The 14,027-nt window shown below is 39.0% G+C and carries 14 protein-coding genes and 3 pseudogenes; 7 read left to right on the forward strand and 10 right to left on the reverse strand.

Going from position 1 to position 14,027, the window contains the following annotated elements; genetic code table 11:
- Positions 1–331: 331 nt before the first annotated feature.
- Positions 332–799 carry an RrF2 family transcriptional regulator gene (locus tag EKM98_RS08525; RefSeq protein WP_164512681.1) on the reverse strand — a complete coding sequence of 156 codons (468 nt, stop codon included), beginning with the start codon at positions 797–799 and terminating at the stop codon, positions 332–334.
- A 228-nt stretch (positions 800–1,027) separates the two neighbouring features.
- Here EKM98_RS08525 and EKM98_RS08530 point away from each other — a divergent pair, with 228 nt between their 5' ends.
- The 4 genes from EKM98_RS08530 (at position 1,028) to EKM98_RS08545 (ending at position 3,590) form a co-directional block, all read left to right on the forward strand.
- Positions 1,028–1,243: a hypothetical protein gene (locus tag EKM98_RS08530; protein WP_125982057.1), complete on the forward strand. Its 216-nt coding sequence runs from the start codon at positions 1,028–1,030 to the stop codon at positions 1,241–1,243.
- Positions 1,244–1,246: 3 nt separating this feature from the next.
- Positions 1,247–1,663, forward strand: coding sequence for a type II toxin-antitoxin system death-on-curing family toxin (locus tag EKM98_RS08535; RefSeq protein ID WP_125982058.1), 417 nt, complete (start codon positions 1,247–1,249; stop codon positions 1,661–1,663).
- Between the two features lie 188 nt (positions 1,664–1,851).
- The gene (locus EKM98_RS08540; protein WP_125982061.1) at positions 1,852–2,907 is read left to right on the forward strand and encodes an LLM class flavin-dependent oxidoreductase; all 1,056 of its coding nucleotides are present in this window, start codon (positions 1,852–1,854) and stop codon (positions 2,905–2,907) included.
- On the forward strand, positions 2,904–3,590 hold the full coding sequence (locus EKM98_RS08545; RefSeq protein ID WP_125982064.1) for an NADPH-dependent F420 reductase: 687 nt from the start codon (positions 2,904–2,906) through the stop codon (positions 3,588–3,590). Before EKM98_RS08540 ends, EKM98_RS08545 begins: the two co-directional genes overlap by 4 nt.
- 248 nt (positions 3,591–3,838) lie before the next feature.
- Here EKM98_RS08545 and EKM98_RS08550 read toward each other — a convergent pair whose 3' ends face one another.
- The 6 genes and pseudogenes from EKM98_RS08550 to EKM98_RS12305 all read right to left on the reverse strand — a co-directional run bounded on the left by EKM98_RS08550 (position 3,839) and on the right by EKM98_RS12305 (position 7,859).
- Positions 3,839–5,026, reverse strand: coding sequence for an AbrB/MazE/SpoVT family DNA-binding domain-containing protein (locus EKM98_RS08550; protein WP_125982065.1), 1,188 nt, complete (start codon positions 5,024–5,026; stop codon positions 3,839–3,841).
- A gap of 99 nt (positions 5,027–5,125) precedes the next feature.
- Positions 5,126–5,275, reverse strand: a pseudogene (locus tag EKM98_RS08555) (2,3-bisphosphoglycerate-dependent phosphoglycerate mutase); the annotation flags it as partial.
- Positions 5,276–5,619: 344 nt separating this feature from the next.
- Positions 5,620–5,985: a bacteriocin immunity protein gene (locus tag EKM98_RS08560; protein WP_125982067.1), complete on the reverse strand. Its 366-nt coding sequence runs from the start codon at positions 5,983–5,985 to the stop codon at positions 5,620–5,622.
- Between the two features lie 1,148 nt (positions 5,986–7,133).
- Positions 7,134–7,333: pseudogene (gene gpmA / locus EKM98_RS08565) on the reverse strand (2,3-diphosphoglycerate-dependent phosphoglycerate mutase); the annotation flags it as partial.
- A gap of 62 nt (positions 7,334–7,395) precedes the next feature.
- Positions 7,396–7,710 carry a TetR-like C-terminal domain-containing protein gene (locus tag EKM98_RS08570; RefSeq protein ID WP_225418553.1) on the reverse strand — a complete coding sequence of 105 codons (315 nt, stop codon included), beginning with the start codon at positions 7,708–7,710 and terminating at the stop codon, positions 7,396–7,398.
- Positions 7,707–7,859, reverse strand: coding sequence for a TetR/AcrR family transcriptional regulator (locus tag EKM98_RS12305; RefSeq protein WP_225418555.1), 153 nt, complete (start codon positions 7,857–7,859; stop codon positions 7,707–7,709). Before EKM98_RS12305 ends, EKM98_RS08570 begins: the two co-directional genes overlap by 4 nt.
- 262 nt (positions 7,860–8,121) lie before the next feature.
- Here EKM98_RS12305 and EKM98_RS08580 point away from each other — a divergent pair.
- Positions 8,122–9,074 (forward strand): annotated as a pseudogene (locus EKM98_RS08580) (SDR family NAD(P)-dependent oxidoreductase).
- 163 nt (positions 9,075–9,237) lie between these two features.
- Here EKM98_RS08580 and EKM98_RS08585 read toward each other — a convergent pair.
- Entirely contained in the window at positions 9,238–9,927 is a 690-nt protein-coding gene (locus EKM98_RS08585; RefSeq protein WP_068279797.1) for a 2,3-diphosphoglycerate-dependent phosphoglycerate mutase, read from the reverse strand.
- Positions 9,928–10,265: 338 nt separating this feature from the next.
- On the opposite strand from EKM98_RS08585, the gene EKM98_RS08590 reads away from it, so the two are divergent.
- The gene (locus EKM98_RS08590; protein WP_068222371.1) at positions 10,266–10,460 is read left to right on the forward strand and encodes a hypothetical protein; all 195 of its coding nucleotides are present in this window, start codon (positions 10,266–10,268) and stop codon (positions 10,458–10,460) included.
- Here EKM98_RS08590 and EKM98_RS08595 read toward each other — a convergent pair.
- The gene (locus EKM98_RS08595) at positions 10,457–11,668 is read right to left on the reverse strand and encodes a MalY/PatB family protein (RefSeq protein ID WP_125982075.1); all 1,212 of its coding nucleotides are present in this window, start codon (positions 11,666–11,668) and stop codon (positions 10,457–10,459) included. The genes EKM98_RS08590 and EKM98_RS08595 overlap by 4 nt on opposite strands.
- A gap of 378 nt (positions 11,669–12,046) precedes the next feature.
- On the reverse strand, positions 12,047–13,108 hold the full coding sequence (locus EKM98_RS08600) for an AI-2E family transporter (protein ID WP_125982077.1): 1,062 nt from the start codon (positions 13,106–13,108) through the stop codon (positions 12,047–12,049).
- 347 nt (positions 13,109–13,455) lie between these two features.
- Here EKM98_RS08600 and EKM98_RS08605 point away from each other — a divergent pair, with 347 nt between their 5' ends.
- Positions 13,456–13,968, forward strand: coding sequence for a PTS sugar transporter subunit IIA (locus tag EKM98_RS08605; RefSeq protein WP_164512683.1), 513 nt, complete (start codon positions 13,456–13,458; stop codon positions 13,966–13,968).
- The last annotated feature ends 59 nt before the right edge of the window (positions 13,969–14,027 follow it).

Genomic DNA, 14,027 nt, shown 5'->3' on the forward strand with positions numbered 1-14,027 from the left:
TTTAACAGAATATAAAAGTGGTGAATCATAATTCCGTCGAATTATGATTCACCACTAATGTTAGTCAGTTTTTGTGCATTACTCTAGAACGTGCGCCAAAAGTCCGGGTTCACGTACCTAATGGAAGTATTTGGAAAAGCGTCCAGGTTCCGAGCATGACTACCGTTGTCGATCGAGCTAAAATAAACCGAAGTCCGAATCGCAGTCTCGATTGTGTTTGGAAAATACACTTATTAATATTTTTCGACTAATTTAGTTGAAACATGGCAAGCACAGGAAGCTGCTTTTTCAAACACGACTACAGCTAATTCAACCTAATAAGGTAGGTCGGCTAATCGTCCGCCGTAATCTGGCGCCAATCAACGTAGGCTGCAGTCTCATCGCTCAACAGATCAGCAATACTCACGCGTGCTAACGTATTCTTATAGGCATCTTCGGCCTTTTGAAACTGTTGACTAACTTGATCAAATTTTTCATTGAATGCTTCACTATCCAACCGCAATACATGATCGCGAAGATTATTCCAGGACGCAAAGGAACCCTCACCTTCAACAGCCTGAAAAATATCCAGCAGTGTTATCTTGGTTGTTGAACGCGCCAAAGTAAGCCCGCCAGTTTTACTAGCCTCGGTAGTTACAATACCAGCCACGGCCAGTTGGTGCGTAATTTTATGAAGGTAGGAATCAGAAACTTGTAGAATCTGACTGAGTAATTTACTTTTTAAAGGTTGCTGATCCTTTTGCCGCGCCAAAATAACCACAACGTAAATCGCTTGTTCCACACCAATTTTAAATTTCATAAAGGCCACCCTTTCCCCACTTAGAACTACTCTTGCTTTAATTATAGCGAAGTTAGTTGCATAAAGGCAAAATCTCCCGAAAAGATGTGGGCCAAAGATCATTTTAAATGTATAGTTTCGATACTATTTGCCTAATAAGGCCAAGCTATTAGCACTAATTATTTAGCATATGTGGCGTATATGTATTATACTATGACCAGCAATTAAATAATCCAAGGAGTGAACAGCATGACGGTAAAAACACGAAAAGTAGCCAACACCACAGTCCTAACTGTCCCAAGCAATTTCAAAGTCCCGGAAAATATCGACTTTGAACCAAGCATCAACGATCACGGTGATATTATCTACAAACGTGTGGCGCAAATCACCAGTAAACGAAAAGAAGACATCCATACATTCATGGATCAATTCAAGCCTGTCGCCGAATATTTAAAGGACAAATAATTAATGACGGCTAATATAAACTATTTATCTAAAACTGATCTGCTGGAAATCAATAAATACGCCGTTCAAATGACTGGCGGAACCAACTTTGGCATTCAGTCCAATGCAGCTCTTGCCACGGTCATCAATCAGCCTGGCCAAGTTGTTTTTGGTCATGAATTATATCCAACTATTTGGCTTAAGGCAGCGTTTATTCTTCAAAAAATTACCAAGAAACATGTATTTGTTGATGGTAATAAACGAACTGCCTTGTTTGCGGCACTTAAATTTTTAAATGATAATAACTACATCATTAAAGACCGGAATGTTATCAATCATTCAGGTGATTTTGTTCTGGCAATAACTAATTCACCCGATGATGAGACGACCATGAAAAAAATAGCCCAATGGTTAGAAATCAATCATAAACGGCGACAATAAATGAGGTTTATTAAACGCCAGGAATCTGTCTTTTCAAGCACATTTACACTAAATTGGACAGGTAAATACGAGTAAAGGTATTTCCTAGACACTCCCAAGGTAGAAAATAATTGCTTTTTTACTAAAAGTATAATATCCTTATTTCATCGGCTTACAAAAAGTAAGTAAATGAATGGAGGCAGATAGCCATGGTAGACGTAAACAAATTAGAATTCGGCATCGAAACTTTTGGTGACATTGTTGCTAATGAGGATGGTAGCTTAAAATCAGCGGCAGAATCAATTCGGCAAATTATTCATGAAGGTGAAATTGCGGATCAGCACGGCATTAGTGTCATCGGCGTCGGTGAACACCACCGCCCTGACTACAGTGTATCCAGTCCGGAAACTGTTTTGGCAGCCATTGCAGCCGTAACTAAGAATATCAAATTGGCCACGGCCGTAACTGTTTTAAGCTCCGATGACCCTGTTCGCGTTTATGAACGTTTTGCAACGCTTGATGGCTTGTCCAACGGCCGCGCGCAGGTCATGCTCGGTCGGGGATCGTTCACCGAATCATTCCCGCTTTTTGGTTATGACTTAACTGACTATGATGATCTGTTCAACGAAAAACTAGAATTATACGATCAATTACGCAAAGAAAAGCCCGTTACTTGGTCGGGTAAATTCCGTCCCGCCCTGAAAAATCAGGAAGTTTATCCCAAAACCGAACACGGCGAATTGGAAACCTATATCGGTATTGGTGGCTCACCGGAATCAATTGTCCGCGCGGCTCGCTTCGGTTATAAAGTTATCATTGCTATTATCGGTGGCCAGGCCGATCGGTTTAAACCTTACATTGATTTATACCACGAGGCGGCCAAAAAGCTCAATATGCCTGAATACCCCGTTGCCGTCCATTCCCACGGCTTTATCGCCGACGATGGGGACGAAGCCGTCGAAGTTGCTTTCAAGAACATCAAGGCTAATTTTGATCGGATTGGCCTAACTCGTGGCTGGGCCCCAATGAGTCGCGAACAATTTGATAATGAAACCAAAGTTGGTTCATTTTACGTTGGCGATCCGGAAACTGTTGCCCAACGAATTGCGCGAACCATTGATTTGCTTGATCTTGGTCGCTTTGATCTCGTTTATGGCGCCGGCAACCAAACCGTGGCGCAACGGGAAAGAATGATTGAACTCTTTGCTACCAAAGTCATCCCCCGCGTTAAAGAAATCCTGAAGGAAAAGGAGGCGGCAAAATAATGACAATTAAACGCGTAGGCATTCTAGGTGCTGGTAAAGTTGGAATTGTTCTGGCCGGTCTGGCTTTAAAGGCCGGCTATGAAGTTCGAATTTCCGGTTCCGGCTCCGTTGAAAAAATTGATCTGATCATCAAAACACTTGTTCCTGGTGCTATTGCTTCGGAAAATAACGACGTCGTTGGCAACAGCGACATTATTATTTTAGCTATTCCACTGAGTCGCTATAAAAATATCGATCCCGCACTCCTTAAGGGTAAACTAGTCATCGACGCGACCAATTATTGGTGGGAAACAGACGGTATTCGTGAAGAAGTTTTGGAACCTAATTCTACTTCAAGTGAACAAGTGCAGGCCTATTTTAAAGACAGCACACTTGTAAAAGCCTTCAACCACATGGGCTACCATAATTTACAGGAAGATGCTCGAACTAAAGGTAACCCAAAGCGCAAGACCTTATTTGTTACTGGTGACGATCGTACTGCCGTTAATGAAGTGGCTCATTTTGTTGACACGATGGGCTTCGACCAAGTTGTGCACTATGATATCAAGGATGGCATTATGACTGAACCGGGCAGTCCCTTATTTGGGGCCAGCTTAAGCTATAAGGATCTGAAAGATGTGCTTGACCATTTTGATCAAACTGAATTCGGAAAAAAAGTTATGGCGGCAAAATTGAACCGCTAGAAACATCTCTTGAATTCAAAAAATGAAAATTTCCCAAAAGTTAAATAAATAAGGCCGGCCCTAAATAATTTTCACTTTAGGGTCAGCCTTATTTATTTTTTAAAACGATTTTAAATAAAACAAGCTAAGCCATTTAGGATTAATCCTACAGAATGCCAATTAACTCAGAATGTGTTTGAGGCTTATTTTTCTAACTAATAAGTAATCGCTCCGGCACCAGTTAAGTATCCCTTAATATTGACCAAAAACTACCTTTCATCCTCATCCGTCACTAGTTGCGTCAAACTAATTTTGAAAGTGTTAATTGCAAAACTTTCTTGGGTTAGTAATTGCAGCCGTCTAAACAGCATAACAATCCAAGTAAATGCCAGGATGAAGGCACTGATTTCAAACACGGTTAGCGACAGGTAGCCTACCACTTGAAAAGCGATAGCCATAACGATCAACGCCGCCGCAATGCCATACGAGATTGACAAAAATTCTCTGGTCACTTGCGGCAGTAACCAACGAATCCCGATAATTAAAATAATGATCAAATAAACTAAGTAGGTGGCAACTCGGTCATGGAGGATATGAAGGTTGCTATTATTTGGAAAAAGCTCCACAGCGCCTAAATCAACTGCCAGCAACATCAACAGAATGCGCAACGTCAGTAAGCGCCAATTATTAGGGTATAACTCGTGTAATGAAACAAATAGGTAATCAATTAACGCGATGAGAATAAACGCAGCAATAATCAAGGTGAAGTTAAATTGCCAACTCGAAGTTGCCGAATTGGTGCCCAAAAAGCTCAAATTATACTGCCACCAATAACGTTGGCCATTCGCAGCCATAGCAATCACAACCCCAGAAACGATAACCATCGCGAACAATGTGATCAGGCGGACAGAATCAAATGAACGTGCTACTAGCAACATACAGCAATTACTAATAAAATTGAATAACAAAAAAATAATTGTGGCGGTCCAACAATCAAGACTGGCGCCGGTAAAAAGTGACCCCAATAGCCAAAAGATCCCCGTCAGCACCAGTAACAAAATAACCGCAAAAGAAATTATTATCGTTGGAAAATTACGCCAATATAACTTGCTGGCCGCTGTATTTTCGATTCGTCGTTGTTTAATAAACGTCACACCAAATACCAAAGAGCCAGTCAGCACCCCCATGACGATCACAAAAGAGGCAATCGAATAACTACCCGTCAATTTGACTTCATTTATGCCATTTATTAGCCAATAGATCAACAAACCAATACTGCTTAATAAGGTCACAATCGCCGAGCCTAAATACTGCCGCCAATCTGATTTGGCGGTTGTTTTCGTCAGTATTAACCGATTGTCCTGAATCGTCATCGTCAATTCGTGTTCAGTATTCAAATCCAAACGGCTAACAATATCATCTGGCACCCGAATAAAGTACCCCTTTTCCTTCACCATACCCAACTCCATATTAAAATTTTTAGATTCTGAACTCTAATCTGCTATCTAAAAAACAGGCATTCCCACAGAAGGAGAATACCTGTTATCATACAATTATTAGTTTAATTTCTTCTTACTAACAACGTTCAACTTATCATCAAAGTCATAAACAACTGGTTCGCCAGTTGCCATTTCAACGCCCATGATGTCAGCATCAGAGATATTTTCGATGTACTTAGTCAAGGCACACAATGAGTTACCATGTGCGTGATGCACTTTTACAAGACTTTGTACAGGCAACAAAGTATGTATTAAAAATTAAGTTTAACTAGACTTTAACATACCAACATGTGGTTGATCAATATTTGTTAAAAACTAATTTCCCTCGATTAATTGAATTGGGCAATTGGGCTATCGTGTGGTATTAAATGGATATTAAAAAAGCTGATATAATGGCTATTAAAAATAATTTATGCTTAATTTACAGCGCGAAGGCAAACATCTAACAGAACTTTGGACTCTTCTCTCTGGCAACCACAGATTGTAAGCCTAATCCGAACACTTACTTGAAATAATAATTATTTTGGAATCGAAAATAAGGTGCCTAAATTTTAATTTTGGTTAGGTATTTGTTCAAAAACACTATAGAATTGAGATTTATCAGAAAAATCGGCCATATATAAGCCGTTTAAACCAGCTTTCTGCCCAATAAATCCTAACTTAATAATTAATTTTTCTTGATCAGTTGGAAAATTAATCTGACCTGTACTAGCTACAATTCGAATATAATTAACTAATCGATTCACTAATGCTTCTGGGTTCTTAACCTCATCTATTTTTTTATAAACCTGGCTAAGTACATCCATAATATCTCGAAGTTCTGACGATTGATCACCGTGCTTTGATAGAAGGTTATACAATTGTTTGACGTATTGTTTGGTGCTGCTTCTAACATCATTTTCCTGGTTACTGTTCATTCATTTCTCCCCCAAATATTTATTTATTAAAAATAAGTCATTTACTATAACACCTAACTTATAGTGTGACAGCTTAATAATAAATTGTCAAACCAGACTTATTATCTTAATAACAGCACTCGCTTATTACTGTTATGTGTCCCAAGGTGTGATGATTTTCTCTAATCGCAAGGATTACCCATTATTCCCAAAATGAACGTAGTTATTTTAATCAAACAAAATATCCAATGTCCCGACTAGTTTCTAAATCGAACATTCTCGAAAAATCTTAAAGCTATTTACGTACGGTAATATTGTGTCAGTTTTTACAATCTACGATGAACAGGAAGTCCTTAATTTTGTTGCTTAGATTAGAAAATTAATCCGAACACCTAGAAAATAAAAAAGCCTAGCAATTTTGTCAGACTTTTTAATAATTAAACTAGTTTTTTAGATGGTGCATATCCAACTGTAACGTACTGCTTATTCGAATCATTCAGAGTAAATGATGCTGAAGTGAAATCAGATGCATATGATAACTTTATAATTAGTTGCTAAATAGCCAATTCTTGCCAAGCCATAATAAGTTATACTTCCATAACTTGATCCCTGGCTATCATATCCCTTCTCATACTCACTTTTACTGATTGGCCACGAAAATACGCTCGCCCACGCGAAATTAATGAAATAACACATACTTGGCATTTATTATTAAGTAATTCTGATCGATTAAAATTGAAGATTCTGAAGTCTTATGGTAACCTTTGTTTGTGAAGCCCTAACGAAAATTATAATAGCATCACTTTTAATAAAAAATAATTTCAGAAGAAGGATTATGAAAAAAATAAATTTAATGTTAAGAATTGGTATTAGTGTACTCCTGATTGTGGCACTTGTTATATTTATTATAAAAGGTATCAGTATTCTAACTTATAGTCTTTTCATTGCGGCGATAGCACTGGGATTTATATATCAACTCATTAATAACAATTCAAAAAAGTAACTAGGTCATTTAAAAAATTTCAGGTAGACAATTACAAACTTTATCTTAGAACTATCAGAGTTTGTCAGATACAATAGGGTATCTGCTTTAATTCAGTATCGGGTAAGTAACGCATCTAAAAACAGGCATTCCCCAATAAAGAGGAATGCCTGTTTTCATACAGTTATTAGTCTAATTTCTTCTTGCTAACCACGTTCAACTTATCATCTAAGTCATAAACAACTGGTTGGCCAATTGCCACTTCAACGCCCATGATGTCGGCGTCAGAGATTTTTCGATCCACTTAGTCAAGGCTCGCAGTGAGTTACCATGTGCGGCGATAACGACGTTTTTACCATCGAGTAATTTAGGAGCGATTTCGTCTTCCCGGCTATATGTTTAAAATCATCCCATTTGCACACGTATTTAGAACACAAATTTTATATTCTTTAGCCACCAACCTTCACAGCAAGCTTTGCCAATAAATGGATTGGTGCTTTCCTGCCGTCCTTAATCCATTGAATCGTCATATTGTATAGTCCAGCAGAAAGAAAACTATTCCAGTAACGAGCGTAGTCACCCTCAAACGAAATAGTGCGCACGTTATTTAAATAAAATTGGTCAACATAAAAAGTGAATCTGGCCATTAAGATACTTTCGGCCCCACTTTTAACCAATGTCTCAAATAATCCACTATTTTCATCCACGTATTCAAAATATGCTTCACTAATGACATCCGGATCCTTTTTGGGAAGCCTATTCAATAATTCATAAAACGGCGGACGTAATGATCGAAATGATCAACTAAAACGGCTTCCTTTGAATCATAGTTTCGATAAAAGGCCATTCGTGAGATACCGGCCCTTTTACATAATGTACTGATTGAAATCTCTTGAAATTGCTGAGTTTTCATCAACGTAAACAGAGCGATTCTTAGACTTTCTTGTGATAATTTTCTTTGTTCATCACGATATGAATTTGACGTAACAGTTTCCTCCAATATGTAACGTTAAGATCATTTTTACTTGTTTTTTTATTCACACAAGTTTAACATGCACTTCACAGGCATTACAACTGTAACACCATAACTATCAAAGGAGTTTACGTTTATGCTTACTACACTTCAAAAACCAATTAACAGTCCCTTTAATATAACATCTACCACTAGGCAAGTAATGCGTGGAATCTGTCTTACTGGTAAGACAGTAATTGTCACTGGCGGTTACAGCGGAATTGGCCTAGAAATTACCAAGGCACTGGCTAAATCAGGTGCACACGTAATTGTTCCAGCCCGTACCAAAAAAAGGCTGAAAAAGCGGTTAACAATTTAAAAAATATTGAAATCGGCATCTTAGATTTAATGGATCCACAGTCAATCAATACATTTGCAAAACAATTTCTAAAAACTAAACAGCCATTAGACATTTTGATTGAAAGTGCAGGAATCATGTTTGCACCCTTAAAAAGAGACTCCCGTGGTAATGAATCACAGCTTTCAACAAACTATTTAGGTCATTTTCAATTGACGCAGTGTCTATATCCGGCCCTAAAAGCAGCTAAAGGTTCACGGATTGTTATCGTGACCTCTCGTGCTCAGAGTTGGAATGGCATTGACTTCAATGATCCAAATTTTCTAAAGCGTACCTATACTGCATATGCTCAATCAAAAGTCGCCGATATCTTAATGACCAAGGAATTTAATCAACGAAGCCAAGCTGATGGAATAGCTTTTTTTGCAGTTCATCCTGGCCTAGTACCTGGAACTGGTTTAGGACGATTTTTGGTGGATAGCCAATCCTTTCAAAAAATGAATGCATTTTTCATGAATAATCTACAATTCACTCGTTTAATCAGTTTAAAAAATTCGATTGTCGCAAAATTTCATGGTCAAAAGGAATACGACTACTTTAAAACAGTTAGTCAAGGGGCAGCATCAGTTCTTTGGGCAGCCACAAGCCCACTCCTCACAAACATGGGTGGTGTTTTCATTGAAGACAATAATATTGGAACTATTGTGCCAAACGATAGCACCTCAAAATTTGGCGTTCGCCAATGGTCAATAGATCCGCTAGCCGCAAGAAAGCTTTGGTATTTAGGTAACCAACTAATTAAGAAAAATGTAAACTAAACCAAGAATCTAGTACAAAATCCCCCATTAACAGTAATATTCAATTTTCCGAAGCCTTGGTCCATAGTGTCCAAGTAGCGTCCAAAGAGTGCCCGATTGACTAAAAAAGTGTACAAAAATAAGCATTCCCCAATAACGGAGAATGCCTATTTAATAGCAATTATTAATTTAATTTCTTCTTACTAACAACGTTCAACTTAGCGTCCAAGTCATAAACAACTGGTTCGCCAGTTGCCATTTCAACGTCCATGATGTCAGCATCAGAGATGTTTTCAATGTACTTAGTCAAGGCACGCAATGAGTTACCATGTGCGGCGATAATGACGTTTTTGCCGTCTAATAATTTAGGCGCAATTTCGTCTTCCCAGAATGGGATAACACGTTCCAAAGTAACCTTCAAGTTTTCGCCACCAGGAATAGCGCGTGGGTCTAAGTCAGCATAACGACGATCTTGTGCTGCAGAGCCTTCGTCGCTAGCATCCAATAATGGCGGTAAAGTATCGTACGAACGACGCCAGATGTGGACTTGTTCGTCACCGTATTTTTCAGCAGTTTCTTTTTTGTTTAAGCCTTGTAAAGCGCCGTAATGACGTTCATTTAAGCGCCATGTCTTCATTTCTGGGATCCATAATTGACCAGCGCCTTCTAATGCGTAATGTAAAGTCTTGATGGCACGCGTTAATACTGACGTGTAAGCCTGATCAAATTCGATACCTTCTTTTTTCAAAAGGGCACCAGCGTTTTGTGCTTGGCGTACGCCTTCTTCACTTAGATCAACATCGACCCAACCAGTAAATTGGTTAGATAAATTCCATTCACTTTGACCGTGACGGATAAAGACTAATTTTGCCATTTATTAATAACCTCACTTTTATTTATTATTCTAGTTTATTGTACACTTTCACGAAAAAAAAGCATAGCCTTTAGCCACTTTTTCCGCTATATTTCAGAAAACAATTTTGTATTCTGAAACCAAATCATCTAAAATAAGGACATTCAAACTAACGCTAGGATTCGCTCATTTTACGGTAGAGCTCAGTTTAAAATCATTTTATTTGCGACTTATTAATTACGGACTAATCCCTCAAAAATGAGTCTTGATAAAAACGCCAAAAAATAAATAACGACCACGACAAGGTTTAGCCTTAACGTGATCGTAATTTAATTCGTTATCATTAGGAGGAAATAATTTTGCGTAGAGTTGTTTTTGGTATTTGGTTTCTCAGCATGTTTTACTTTATAATTTACGCTTTTATGCCTGGCTACAAGGCGCTGGTCAATCAAAGTGGTGCCCTATCAATTTTGCACGCCATCATGGGAATTATTTTGATGGGTGGACTCTTTATTTACGTTGTTACTGGACTCCACCACTTCTTTACGCGTTAATCAATACTGGCGTGATCTGCTTGTAATTTCGTCAGACCGGCAACAATGTTGGCCACCGCCTTACGAACTAATTTAGGGTTAGTTGCTAAATTTAGTCGGACGAAGCCTTCATCACGTTTGCCAAACCACTGGCCATAATCGACGGCTAAATGGCAATTTTCTTGAATGAACTCCTTGGTTAATCCGGCGGGAACAACCTGGCGCAAATCAAGCCACGTGAGGTAAGTCCCTTCTAGATCAGCGATTTTAATCCCTGGCACCTTAGCCGTTAGCTCACGCCGCAGATACGTATAGTTATCCCGAATGATCTGCAAAATTTGATCTAACCATTTATCGCCGTAAGTGTAAGCTGCTTCAGCGGCAACTTGGCCTAACACGCTAATCTCCGTTTCGTTAAAACGTTTCTTGCCAGCATCGTAACGTTGGCGAATTTTAGGATTAGGAATGATCACGTGGGAATTCAATAAACAGGCAACGTTGAAAGTCTTCGATGGCGCCGTGACGACTATTAAATTATTCTGAAAGGCACCTTTGGCAACGGACAAGGCAGAAACAAATTTTTTGGTGCCAACTTCAATGTCTTGGTGAATTTCATCAGAAACAACCAGAACATTATGTCGTTTGCAAATTTCCAAAATCTGCTGTAATTCATCCGCGCTCCAAATCCGGCCAACCGGATTGTGTGGCGAACACTGAATGAATAATTTGACGTTTTCGGTCACAATTTTGCGTTCAACGTCAGCAAAATCGATTTCGTAATGGTCATCTTGATCGACTAACTCTGAAGTAACTAGCTTGCGGTGATTGTCCAAAACGGCATTATGGAATGGGTAATAAACCGGCGTTAAAATAAGAACAGCGTCATCTGGCTGAGTGAAGGTATTGACAATGCCATACAAGGAATTAACGACGCCATTATCAAAACGTAGCCAGTCTCGCTGTAAATCAATATTGTGGCGCCGCTTTTGCCAAGAAAAATACGCATCATAGTATGAATCAGGTGTAAATGAATAACCATAAACGCCGTGGGCAACTCGTTTCGTAAGCGCCGCTGTCACCTGTTCAGGAACCTTGAACTCCATGTCGGCTACCCACATTGCAAGCAAATCAGGATCACCATAGCGCTCATTTAGAGCATCCCACTTTAATGAATTTGTTCCACTACGATCAACTGCATATTTTTTTATAAATGCTTCTGTATCTGCCATTTATCTCATTCCTTTCAATTTTTAAGCCACTAAAAAAGCTTTCATCCTGATCAATTATGATCTTCAGGACGAAAGCTTTTTGATTTCGTGGTGCCACCTAAATTTGCTCTAACTTCACAGTTACAGCCTTGCGGACATGGGGTTGATTGAAAAAGTGCTTAGGCCTTTCAATCACTCCCATGCCCAGCACAATATCGTGTGCAACCCGGTTATTCAGCCTTGCGACCAAGTAACAGCTCGGAGCTCATCTTCGCAACGAATCGCCACTTTTTCACATTACCAAAAGTTTTCTGTCTGGTTAATCGCTACTACTCTTCTCTTCAGCGCCTCTCATCTGTTTTTAATTTAAGATCACTATACGGCGAAATCAAATTAATGTCAAACGTGTTTCCCCTTTTCAGGTGGATTCTCTTCCGCAATTGTTTGCGTATTTTCACTAATTGATTTCACACCTAAAATATCAAGTAAGAACGTAAAAATCGGAATACCAACAATCAAACCCCACGTTCCAAATACCCATTCGCCAATCATTAGGACAACAAACGTATAAAATACCGGTAATTTGGTCCGACTCGACATAAATTGCGGATTTAAAACGTACGTTTCCAACATGTGCACGACAAGGATCATGATTAAAATGTAGGCAACATCGCGAATGCCCCCCACTGAATAGCCAATGAGCGATAACGGAACACACGAGATAATGACGCCGGCAACTGGCACCATGCTCAACAAGAAGACCATGATTGCTAAACTTGGTAGCTGCGGCATTTTCATTATCGCCAAAATAATTGTGGTAATAATCGTATTAATGAGAGCAATAAAGACTTGCGCCTCAATGACAACACCAAATGTATTCACAAATTTCTTAGCAAAAAAGTAAATATCATTAAAGAACCAGGCGTAATGGCTCCTTAAAAACAACCGGGAGAAACTATACATTCGATCACGATCAACGGTAAAGAAGAAACTCAAAACTAACGATAACAGGAAGGTTGCGCCCATCGAACCAACACTCGTTATATAACTTAGGGCAACGGTCACGCCACCTTTAAATTGGTTAACAAGATCTGAACGTTTAATGTAAGTATTTACCCACCGTAAAACCTGATTAGTATCATGATCTGGATTTTGATAAAATTTATAAACTGAATTGACCATCTTAATTGTTTGATTCGCGATCACCGGCAAATAATTAGTGACTGCTAAATACAGCAAGTAAATGACCAGTAAATAAATGACCACCACAATGACGGCCGAGGGCACCTTAACAAACCGCCGCACAAATTTAACCAGTTGCAAAACGAGAAACGTAAAAATAAAGGTTAGCAGGATGACACTGAGCATCCCCCGCGCCAAGTACAGCACAAAAATGATTAGTGCCAATACCGTTACCCGCCGCAATTCGGTATTCTTGAGAAATCTATTCCAAACAGACAAACAACCACATCCATTCTCTTTTATTCCATTACAGTAATCATTGTACCTAACTTAATTGAGAAAATACGGCGAAACCAGAGAAATGTAAGAAATTTTTCTCAATTGGCCGTGACAGCAAAATTATTAGTGCTTTATACGGCGACTTGGATCGCAATCTAGTCTACCAATAATAAGCCACAATTGTAGCGTAGTACTTGAACACTATTTGTAGACGCTCAACAGCTCAATCAGCGCCGCCGCTAATAATTGTTACTATGCGTAAAATTCAAATGCTTTTGAGACCCACTCTAATTCATGTTAGAATAAGCGTAGAAAATTTTCAGAAAACAAAAGGAGCCTATCATATCATGGCAAAATTATCCGCTGCAACACTGTTTGACCCAAACGCCGTTTTTATTTCCCAGCAAACCAGTCAACAGGCTGTTTTTCAAGAAGTATCCCAAAAATTAGCCACCTTAGGCTACGTAAAGCCAGGTTTTCTGGCCAACATTACTGAACGTGAGCAGAAAGCCCCAACTGGCGTTGACCTATCCGTTATCGTTCAAGACTACCCGGCAATTGCAATTCCCCACACTAAACATGGTGAATTTGTTACTACCGAAAAGATTGTGCCCGTGAGGTTAACAACACCAATTGCCTTTGGAAATATGACAAACGCAAAGGCGGCGCTTCCCGTTTCGTTTCTTTTCATTATTTTAAACGATGATCATGAAGGCCAGGCCAATCTTCTAGCTGATTTGATGAACTTCTTCACTTCATTGGATCGGCAAAATTTGTTGTCATTCTTCAAGAGTGATGATCCAAAAACAATTTACGACTTCTTAATTAAAAATTTCAAAGTAACGATTGCTCACGACTAAGGAGTGTTCGAAATGACGCCTAGAGAGTATCTGGAAAAGCGCTTAGATTCTGACATTAC

Origin of the sequence: Loigolactobacillus iwatensis, from assembly GCF_003950295.1 — a bacterium.
Taxonomy (GTDB): domain Bacteria; phylum Bacillota; class Bacilli; order Lactobacillales; family Lactobacillaceae; genus Loigolactobacillus; species Loigolactobacillus iwatensis.

Excerpts from the sequence above, each read along its gene's own strand:
- EKM98_RS08525 (WP_164512681.1), bottom strand. The coding sequence starts at position 799 with ATGAAATTTAAAATTGGTGTGGAACAAGCGATTTACGTTGTGGTTATT.
- EKM98_RS08530 (WP_125982057.1), top strand. The coding sequence starts at position 1,028 with ATGACGGTAAAAACACGAAAAGTAGCCAACACCACAGTCCTAACTGTC.
- EKM98_RS08535 (WP_125982058.1), top strand. The coding sequence starts at position 1,247 with ATGACGGCTAATATAAACTATTTATCTAAAACTGATCTGCTGGAAATC.
- EKM98_RS08540 (WP_125982061.1), top strand. The coding sequence starts at position 1,852 with ATGGTAGACGTAAACAAATTAGAATTCGGCATCGAAACTTTTGGTGAC.
- EKM98_RS08550 (WP_125982065.1), bottom strand. The coding sequence starts at position 5,026 with ATGGTGAAGGAAAAGGGGTACTTTATTCGGGTGCCAGATGATATTGTT.
- EKM98_RS08560 (WP_125982067.1), bottom strand. The coding sequence starts at position 5,985 with ATGAACAGTAACCAGGAAAATGATGTTAGAAGCAGCACCAAACAATAC.
- EKM98_RS12305 (WP_225418555.1), bottom strand. The coding sequence starts at position 7,859 with ATGAAAACTCAGCAATTTCAAGAGATTTCAATCAGTACATTATGTAAA.
- EKM98_RS08585 (WP_068279797.1), bottom strand. The coding sequence starts at position 9,927 with ATGGCAAAATTAGTCTTTATCCGTCACGGTCAAAGTGAATGGAATTTA.
- EKM98_RS08595 (WP_125982075.1), bottom strand. The coding sequence starts at position 11,668 with ATGGCAGATACAGAAGCATTTATAAAAAAATATGCAGTTGATCGTAGT.
- EKM98_RS08605 (WP_164512683.1), top strand. The coding sequence starts at position 13,456 with ATGGCAAAATTATCCGCTGCAACACTGTTTGACCCAAACGCCGTTTTT.